General features: G+C 63.5%; 6 protein-coding genes. All 6 read left to right on the forward strand.

Translation table 11 applies throughout. From position 1 onward, the window contains the following. Window positions 1–113 precede the first annotated feature (113 nt). Window positions 114–941, forward strand: a complete 828-nt coding sequence (locus NKH80_RS23875; RefSeq protein WP_352468141.1) for a ferredoxin--NADP reductase — start codon at window positions 114–116, stop codon at window positions 939–941. A 163-nt stretch (window positions 942–1,104) separates the two neighbouring features. Next, window positions 1,105–2,154 carry a deoxyribose-phosphate aldolase gene (deoC, locus tag NKH80_RS23880; protein ID WP_352820333.1) on the forward strand — a complete coding sequence of 350 codons (1,050 nt, stop codon included), beginning with the start codon at window positions 1,105–1,107 and terminating at the stop codon, window positions 2,152–2,154. Between the two features lie 13 nt (window positions 2,155–2,167). Beyond that, entirely contained in the window at window positions 2,168–4,540 is a 2,373-nt protein-coding gene (locus tag NKH80_RS23885; RefSeq protein WP_352993901.1) for an aldehyde dehydrogenase family protein, read from the forward strand. 177 nt (window positions 4,541–4,717) lie between these two features. Next, window positions 4,718–5,449 carry an SDR family oxidoreductase gene (locus NKH80_RS23890; protein WP_352993904.1) on the forward strand — a complete coding sequence of 244 codons (732 nt, stop codon included), beginning with the start codon at window positions 4,718–4,720 and terminating at the stop codon, window positions 5,447–5,449. Window positions 5,450–5,478: 29 nt separating this feature from the next. Continuing rightward, a complete protein-coding gene (locus tag NKH80_RS23895; RefSeq protein WP_352993907.1) occupies window positions 5,479–6,324 on the forward strand; it encodes a fumarylacetoacetate hydrolase family protein in 846 nt (281 codons plus the stop codon). A gap of 82 nt (window positions 6,325–6,406) precedes the next feature. Next, window positions 6,407–6,641, forward strand: a 235-nt coding sequence (locus NKH80_RS23900) for a transposase (RefSeq protein ID WP_352751585.1), incomplete at its 3' end; no start/stop codon positions are given.

Below are 6,641 nucleotides of genomic sequence, written 5' to 3' on the forward strand. Positions count from 1 at the left end.
CACAAGAGCTTACCGCTTCGGAGTGTGCAAACGGCACGCTGGAACCTGACCGGTTCGGGCGCGCAGGTGGAGATTTGGCGCCGGCGCTGAGCCGGCCCAGAAGGTTAGGTTTGATGAACACCACATCCGCGTTCAACACAGCCGGCGCCCGGCCGTTGCAGTTCCCGATACCGGCCAATGTCTATGCCGAAACCGTGGTCTCGGTGAAGCATTATACCGACCGGCTGTTTTCGTTCCGCATCACCCGGCCGCAGTCGCTGCGCTTTCGCTCCGGCGAATTCGTCATGATCGGCCTGCCCAATGCCGAGAAGCCAGTGTTCCGCGCCTATTCGATCGCCAGCCCGTCCTGGGACGACGAACTCGAATTCTTCTCGATCAAGGTGCCGGACGGCCCGCTTACCTCGGAGCTGCAGAAAATCGAGATCGGCGATACCGTCATCATGCGGCAGAAGTCGACGGGCACGCTGGTGGTCGACGCGCTGACGCCGGCCAAGCGCCTGTTCATGATCTCGACCGGCACCGGCATCGCTCCCTTCGCCAGCCTGCTGCGCGATCCCGATACCTATGAGAAGTTCGAGCAGGTTATCCTGACCCATACCTGCCGCGACAATGCCGAGCTCACCTACGGCCAGGAACTGGTGGCCGCACTGGAGAACGATCCGCTGATCGGCGAGCTGACCGGCGGCCGCGTCACGCTGTATAATTCGACGACGCGCGAGACCTCCGAGCGCATGGGCCGCATCACCGCGCTGATCGGCTCGGGCAAATTCTACACCGATCTCGGCATCGACAAGCTCAATCCCGAGACCGACCGCATCATGATCTGCGGCTCGATGCATATGCTCAAGGACGTCAAGGAGCTGGCTGAAAGCCACGGCTTCCAGGAAGGCTCGCTGCATCATCCGGCAAGCTTCGTCGTCGAGCGCGCCTTCGTCGGCTGAGGGCCGGCAGTTCAGAGTCTACTGGTTTGCGACCCTGATTTTGACCATACGGTCAAAAGTCGGCTGCCTCGACCGTCTTTTTCCGCTATGACCGCTTGAAGGACTCGTGAAGCGCTGCTTCACGGTCTATCTTCGGCATAATTCGCTGAACAAGGGGCAGGAGATGAGCAGCACAATCCGCGACACCGATCTCGGCACGTCCAAGATCACGCCGCTGCCGGCGCGCGCCGCCGCCAATGTGCCGATGCCGCAAGCCCATGGCATTGCCCGCAATCCCGGCATGAGGCTCGATCTCGGCTTCATGGAATCGATGCGCAGCGTCAACCGCTCGGCGCTGGAACGCCGCGTCGCCAGCCTGACCAAAAGACGGTCGATCAAGGCCGATAACCAGGCGGCCTGGCTGCTGCGCGCCGTCGCCTGCATGGACCTGACGACGCTGAACTCGAATGACACGGAAGAGCGCGTGCGCCGGCTCTGTGCCAAGGCGGTCAACCCGTTCCGTCGCGACATCGTCGAAGGGCTCGGCATTACTGGTGAAAAGATCCGCCCGGCGGCGGTCTGCGTCTATCATCCCTTCGTCGCCACCGCCGTCGAAGCGCTGCGCGGCAGCGGCGTCCATGTCGCCGCCGTTTCGACCGCCTTCCCGCATGGACTTGCACCGCTTTCGACGCGCCTGCAAGAGATCGAAGCATCGGTCCGCGACGGCGCCGACGAGATCGACGTCGTCATCCCGCGCGGCCTGGTATTCGGGGCGAAATGGCAGGAGCTCTATAACGAGATCGTCTCGATGCGCGCCGCTTGCGGCGAGGCGCATCTGAAGGTGATCCTCGGCACCGGCGACCTCGCCACGCTGCGCAACGTCATGCTCGCCTCGATGGTGGCGATGATGGCGGGTGCAGATTTCATCAAGACCTCGACCGGCAAGGAAAGCGTCAACGCGACGTTGCCGGTCGGCCTTGCCATGGTGCGCGCCATCCGCGCCTATTTCGAGGAAACCGGCTATCTCATCGGCTTCAAGCCGGCCGGTGGCATTTCCACGGCAAAAGCTTCGCTCGATTGGCTGGTGCTAATCAAAGAAGAACTGGGGCGGCCGTGGCTGGAGCCGGAGCTGTTCCGCTTCGGAGCATCGAGCCTTTTGACCGATATCGAGCGCCAGCTCGAGCATCATCTGACCGGCCACTACTCGGCCAATCATCGCCACGCGATGGCGTGATTCGGAGCGCTTCATGAACATTCTCGAACGCTATCACGCCATGGATTACGGGCTGGCGCCGGAAGCCCGCAACGAGGCCGATGCCTGGCTGGCCGCGCGGGATTTCGGCAAGGCGCTGTTCATCGGCGGCGACTGGAAGGCAGCCAGCGAAGGCAAAACCTTCGACACCAGCGATCCGTCCTCGGGAAAGCTGCTGGCCAAGGTGTCGGACGCTGGTGCCGCCGACATCGACGCGGCGGTGTCGGCCGCCACAAAAGCGCTGCCGAAATGGAGCGCCAGCACCGGCTACAGCCGAGCCAAAGTGCTCTATGCCATCGGCCGCGCCATGCAGCGCCACCAACGGCTGTTCGCGGTGCTTGAGACAATCGACAATGGCAAGCCGATCCGCGAGAGCCGCGACATCGACGTGCCGCTGGCGATCCGCCATTTTATCCATCATGCCGGCTGGGCGCAGGCGCTGGACCGGGATTTTCCCGGCCACAAGGGTGTCGGCGTCGTCGGCCAGATTATCCCGTGGAACTTCCCACTCTTGATGCTCGCCTGGAAGATCGCGCCGGCGCTCGCCGCGGGCTGCACCGTGGTGCTCAAACCCGCGGAATTCACGCCACTCACCGCGATCCTGTTTGCCGAGATCTGCGCACGCGCCGGCGTGCCGAAGGGCGTCGTCAACATCGTCCAGGGCGGGCCGGAGGCGGGCGCGGCAATCGTCAACCATCCCGGCGTCCAGAAGATAGCCTTCACCGGTTCGTCCGAGGTCGGCAAGATCATCCGCAAGGCCACTGCCGGCTCGGGCAAGAAACTGTCGCTGGAGCTTGGCGGCAAGTCGGCATTCGTCGTTTTCGAGGATGCCGACCTCGACAGCGCCGTCGAGGGTCTAGTCGATGGTATCTGGTTCAACCAGGGCCAGGTGTGCTGTGCCGGCTCGCGCCTTCTGGTGCAGGAAGGCATCGCCGACGCCTTCATCGCCAAGGTCAAGACGCGGATGAGCCGGCTGCGCGTCGGCAGCCCGCTCGACAAGAACACCGATATCGGCCCGCTGGTCGATTTGACTCAGCTCGATCGCGTCAAGGGCCTGATTGCCGAAGGTGCCAAGCAGGGCGCGATCTGCTGGCAGCCGGACTCGGCACTGCCCGCCGCGGGCTATTACCATCTGCCAACGCTGGCGACCGGTGTTTCGCCGGCTAACATCTTGGCACAGGAAGAGGTGTTCGGGCCGGTGCTCGCCACTATGACCTTCCGCAACACCGAGGAAGCGATCGAGCTCGCCAACAACACACGCTATGGCCTGGCCGCTTCAGTGTGGAGCGAGAACATCAATCTTGCCCTGCACGTCGCGCCGCAATTGAAGGCCGGCGTCGTCTGGGTCAACGGCACCAATATGTTCGACGCCTCCTGCGGCTTCGGCGGCTATCGCGAGAGCGGCTTTGGCCGCGAAGGCGGGCGCGAGGGCATGTTCGAATATCTCTCGGCAAAACTGCCGCTTGGCCCGATCATCAAACCGGCAACGTCTTCTGCCCAACCTGTCGAGCAGGCGGAAGGTGGCGCCATCGACCGCACGGCAAAGCTGTTCATCGGTGGCAAGCAGGTCCGGCCGGACGGCAATTATTCCTTGGCCATCGCCAGCGCAAAGGGCAAGCTTGCCGGCGAGGTCGGTCTCGGCAACCGCAAGGATATCCGCGACGCCGTCGCGGCCGCGCGCGCCTGCAAGACCTGGCCGGAGGCGACCGCCTACAACCGCAGCCAGGTACTCTACTACGTGGCCGAAAATCTTTCCGGCCGCGCCGACGAGTTTGCCGCCCGTTTGACCCAGCTCACCGGCGCGACCGCCAAGGCGGCGCGCGAAGAGGTGGAGCTGTCGATCGAGCGCCTGTTCCTCTACGCCGGCCTGGCCGACAAATTCGAGGCCCGCGTCCACCAGCCGCCGGCCCGCGCCGTCACGCTGGCGCTGCACGAGCCAGTCGGCGTCGTCGGCATCATCGCACCGGACAATGCGCCTCTGCTTGGCCTGATCTCGCTGATGGCACCGGCGCTTGCCATGGGCAACACCGTAGTCGCAGTGCCATCCGAAAAATACCCGCTGCTTGCCACCGACCTCTACCAGGTCATCGAATATTCCGACGTTCCGGCGGGCGCCATCAACATCGTTACGGGCCGTAGCGCCGAGCTGGCCGGCGTGCTGGCCAAGCACGACGATGTCGACGGGCTCTGGATGTTCGCCGATGCCGAGACCTGTGCCAAGGCGGAGGCCGAGTCCATCGGCAATCTCAAGCGTGTCTGGACCGGCAACGGCCACAGCCTCGACTGGGCGTCGAGCGAAGCAGCCGGCGATGCCTTGCTGCGCCGTGCGATCGAGGTCAAGAACGTCTGGGTGCCCTACGGCGACTGAGTGTCCCGGAGGGACGTCCGGGCTTGACGGGCCAAAAGATGTTCTTTACCGAGAAAAAACATTTGGCCGGCAGGCGAATATCGAAACAGGCGGGATGGTAGTGCCCGCCTGGCACATTGCGCCCCGGCCTTGTGCCGGTAAAAAGCCGAACGATCACAGACGGGCGAGGAGAAAAGCATGGCGGATCTGACTGGCAAGGTCGTTGTCGTCACGGCGGCGGCGCAAGGCATCGGTCGGGCAAGTGCGCTGGCGTTCGCCAAGGCCGGCGCCGTCATCCATGCCACCGACATCAACGAGCTGGTGCTCGCCGATCTCGGCAAGACGCCCGGTATCAAGACCCGCAAGCTCGACGTGCTGAACGACGAGGCGGTGAATGCCGCTTTTGCCGAGATCGGCGCCGTCGACGTGCTGTTCAATTGCGCCGGCTTCGTCCATTCCGGCTCGATCCTCGAGATGAAGGACGGCGATCTCGACTTCGCCTATGATCTCAATGTCCGCTCGATGATCCGCACCATCCGCGCCGTGCTGCCCGGCATGCTGGAGCGCGGCGACGGCTCGATCATCAACATGGCGTCGCTGGCCAGTTCGACCAAGGGCGTGCCGAACCGCTTCGTTTACGGGCTGACCAAGGCAGCCGTCATCGGCCTGACCAAATCGGTCGCCGCCGACTATGTCGGCAAGGGCATACGCTGCAATGCGATCTGTCCGGGCACGGTCGAAAGCCCGTCACTGCAGGATCGCATGCATGCGCAGGGCGACTACGAAGCAGCTCGCGCCGCCTTCATCGCCCGCCAGCCGATGGGCCGCCTCGGCACGCCCGAGGAAATCGCCGATCTCGCCGTCTATCTGGCCGGCGCTACCTATACGTCGGGGCAGGCTTATAATATCGACGGTGGCTGGTCGATCTAAGCTCATCTCAAATCAAGGAGAGGAATTCTATGAAACTGCTGCGCTATGGCGAGGCGGGGAACGAACGCCCCGGCCTGTTCGATGCCGATGGAACGATCCGCGACCTCTCCGCCTATGTCACCGACATTGCCGGCAAGGCGCTTGACCCGGCATCGCTCGAGACATTGTCGAAGCTCGATCCGAAATCGCTGCCGGCGGTTTCCGGCAAGCCGCGGATCGGCGCCTGCGTCGCCGGCACCGGCAAATTCATCTGCATCGGTCTCAACTATTCCGACCACGCCGCCGAAACCGGCGCTACCGTGCCGCCGGAACCGATCATCTTCATGAAGGCAAGCTCGGCTATCGTCGGGCCAAATGACGACGTGCTGATCCCGCGCGGCTCGGTCAAGACCGACTGGGAGGTCGAGCTCGGCGTGGTCATCGGCAGAAAAGCGAAGTATGTCACCGAGGCCGAGGCGCTGGATTATGTCGCCGGCTATTGCGTCGCGCATGACGTCTCCGAGCGCGCCTTCCAGGCTGAGCGCCAGGGCCAGTGGACTAAAGGCAAGAGCTGCGACACGTTCGGGCCGATCGGTCCGTGGTTGGTGACCAAGGACGAGGTCAAGGACCCGCAGAACATTCCGATGTGGCTGACGGTCAACGGCAAGACGATGCAAAACGGCTCGACCAAGACCATGGTCTTCGGCGTCGCTTATCTCGTGTCCTATCTCAGCCAGTTCATGTCGCTGCACCCCGGCGACATCATCTCGACCGGCACGCCGCCCGGCGTCGGCCTCGGCATGAAGCCGCCGGTGTTCCTGAAGCCCGGCGACGTCGTCGAGCTCGGCATCGAAGGGCTGGGCATCCAGAAGCAGACGTTCAGGGCTGATGCGTAGCGCACCCTCCCTTCTCCCCCTTGGGCCTGTTGCGTAATTCGCTGATTGTGATTCTCTGAGACGAAGCTCGGAGGGAATCGCGATGGCAGTGAAGCAGATGGGCCAGTTGAGCTTGGCGGAGGCTTTTCTGGGCGGCAAGTTGGCTGGCGGTTCTTCACCGCTTGATCGATTGTCGGGTCTGGTGAAGTGGTATCGCTTCGAGAAGCTGCTCAACCCGCTGCGCGATGGCGGCCCCGGACGGGCAGCTTGGCCACCGCTGGTTCTGTTCAAGGCGCTTTTGCTGCAGTCACTCTACGGCCTGTCGGATCGCGAACTTG

It is taken from the genome of Mesorhizobium sp. M0904 (assembly GCF_040319475.1).
Taxonomy (GTDB): domain Bacteria; phylum Pseudomonadota; class Alphaproteobacteria; order Rhizobiales; family Rhizobiaceae; genus Mesorhizobium.

Excerpts from the sequence above, each read along its gene's own strand:
- NKH80_RS23885 (WP_352993901.1), top strand. The coding sequence starts at position 2,168 with ATGAACATTCTCGAACGCTATCACGCCATGGATTACGGGCTGGCGCCG.
- NKH80_RS23875 (WP_352468141.1), top strand. The coding sequence starts at position 114 with ATGAACACCACATCCGCGTTCAACACAGCCGGCGCCCGGCCGTTGCAG.
- NKH80_RS23890 (WP_352993904.1), top strand. The coding sequence starts at position 4,718 with ATGGCGGATCTGACTGGCAAGGTCGTTGTCGTCACGGCGGCGGCGCAA.
- deoC (WP_352820333.1), top strand. The coding sequence starts at position 1,105 with ATGAGCAGCACAATCCGCGACACCGATCTCGGCACGTCCAAGATCACG.
- NKH80_RS23895 (WP_352993907.1), top strand. The coding sequence starts at position 5,479 with ATGAAACTGCTGCGCTATGGCGAGGCGGGGAACGAACGCCCCGGCCTG.